Origin of the sequence: Pontibacter sp. BAB1700 (assembly GCF_000277005.1) — a bacterium.
Lineage (GTDB): Bacteria > Bacteroidota > Bacteroidia > Cytophagales > Hymenobacteraceae > Pontibacter > Pontibacter lucknowensis.
Genome location: NZ_AKIS01000252.1, coordinates 1 through 1,593, shown reverse-complemented (window position 1 = coordinate 1,593; position 1,593 = coordinate 1). Strand labels below are relative to the sequence as shown.

2 protein-coding genes are annotated in these 1,593 nt (G+C 39.3%); both read right to left on the bottom strand.

All coding sequences use genetic code 11. The features are described from left to right. Positions 1-147: 147 nt before the first annotated feature. Positions 148-1,188: a tetratricopeptide repeat protein gene (locus O71_RS20940; RefSeq protein WP_007661263.1), complete on the bottom strand. Its 1,041-nt coding sequence runs from the start codon at positions 1,186-1,188 to the stop codon at positions 148-150. Between the two features lie 58 nt (positions 1,189-1,246). Continuing rightward, positions 1,247-1,593, bottom strand: a 347-nt coding sequence (locus O71_RS24480) for a hypothetical protein (RefSeq protein ID WP_007661261.1), incomplete at its 5' end; no start/stop codon positions are given.

Below are 1,593 nucleotides of genomic sequence, written 5' to 3'. Positions count from 1 at the left end.
GGAATTGGTAGACGCGTTGGTCTCAAACACCAATGAGGTTACACTCCGTGTGCCGGTTCCGACTCCGGCCCAAAGGTAACAAAAACGAAAAAACCCACTGAAATTCAGTGGTTTCGTTTATAGATAGCAGAAACGATGGCAAAATCTCTATGATTTTACATTTTTTAAATTTTCTGCTTTTTGACGCCATTGATCCGCAAGATCTTTATCCTTTCTAACACCTTTGCCCCCCTTTTCATAAAGATTCGCTAAATACAGCATCCCTTTAATGTTTCCCATTTCAGCTGCTTTTTGAAACCACTCTAAAGCAACTATATAGTTTTTCTTCACACCATTACCTTCGACATGGAGTACCCCCATGTTCACCATTGAATCTGCATTGCCCTTTTCTGCTGCTTGTAAAAACCAATTTCTTGCCTTTTTATAATTCCTTCTTCCTGCTTTGCCATCTGAATATATGTAACCAACTGCATGCATAGATTTATCTTCACCCAAGGCAGCACTCTTTTTATACCACGTAAGACCTTCACAGTAGTCAACACTTACACCGAGTCCTTTAACATACATTGATGCAATGTTATGCATAGCTACCGCTTTTCCTTGTTCAGCTGCTTCTAAATACCAATTCATAGCGACACTTTGATCCTCTGTGACACCTGGGCCACCTCTTGAGTATATGTTACCCAAGTTAATCATCGAATCAGCAAATCCCTCCGCTGCAGCCTTTTCATACCACTCAATTGCTTTTGTATAGTCTCTATCAACTCCTAATCCGTTAGCATAAAGAACCCCTAGGTTATGGTATGCTCCTACTTCACCATTATTGGATGCAAGCAAAGACCATTTTAAAGCTTCATTGTAGTTGACTGCAGTACCACGGCCCATTAAGTATGCGATTCCTAAATTAGCCATAGCACTACCGTTGCCTTTTTCTGCGGCCCTTCTAAACCATCTTAATCCTTCAGAAGTATCTGTCTCTATGCCAATACCTCTACTGTACCATATTCCTACAATAAACATTGCATCTGAATTACCATTTTCTGCTGCTTTAAGAAACCACTTGAATCCCTGTTTAGCGTTTTGATCTACGCCTAAACCTTCAGAATACAACCGGCCAATTTGAAGCATTGCGTTTGATATTCCCATTTCAGCAGCTTTAAAGTAATACTGCATCGCTTCTCCATACATCTCTTCAGTTTTGGCAGAGTTACCTTTGATATATATCGGAAGTGCTTTTAGTGCTGCATTAAGCTGAAAAATACCCTGCTGATTTTCTTTTTCGTCCTCTGTTAAACTTGATGTACCTATCTACTTCGAATAGTAAGGAATTATTGAGAGTACTATCTACATAGTCATTACTTTGAGTGAGATTGTGAAGTGCATGTATTTTCACTAAAGCAACTTCGGGATTCCATTTTTTCAACAGCCTTTCTGCTGCGATTGCTTTTTCAAAAGCTTTAGAATACTCAGCATTTTCTAATGCGAGCTGCGCTTCACTATAGTTATCTTCCCAAGAGTCAGACTTGGTTTCACTTTGCGCATTTGCATTTAATACTGCTATAAAAAAAGTAAACAGGAGCACTATGATACTTC

Coding starts and splice junctions, on each gene's coding strand:
- O71_RS20940 (WP_007661263.1), bottom strand. CDS start 1,188: ATGTATGGAGAAGCGATGCAGTATTACTTTAAAGCTGCTGAAATGGGA.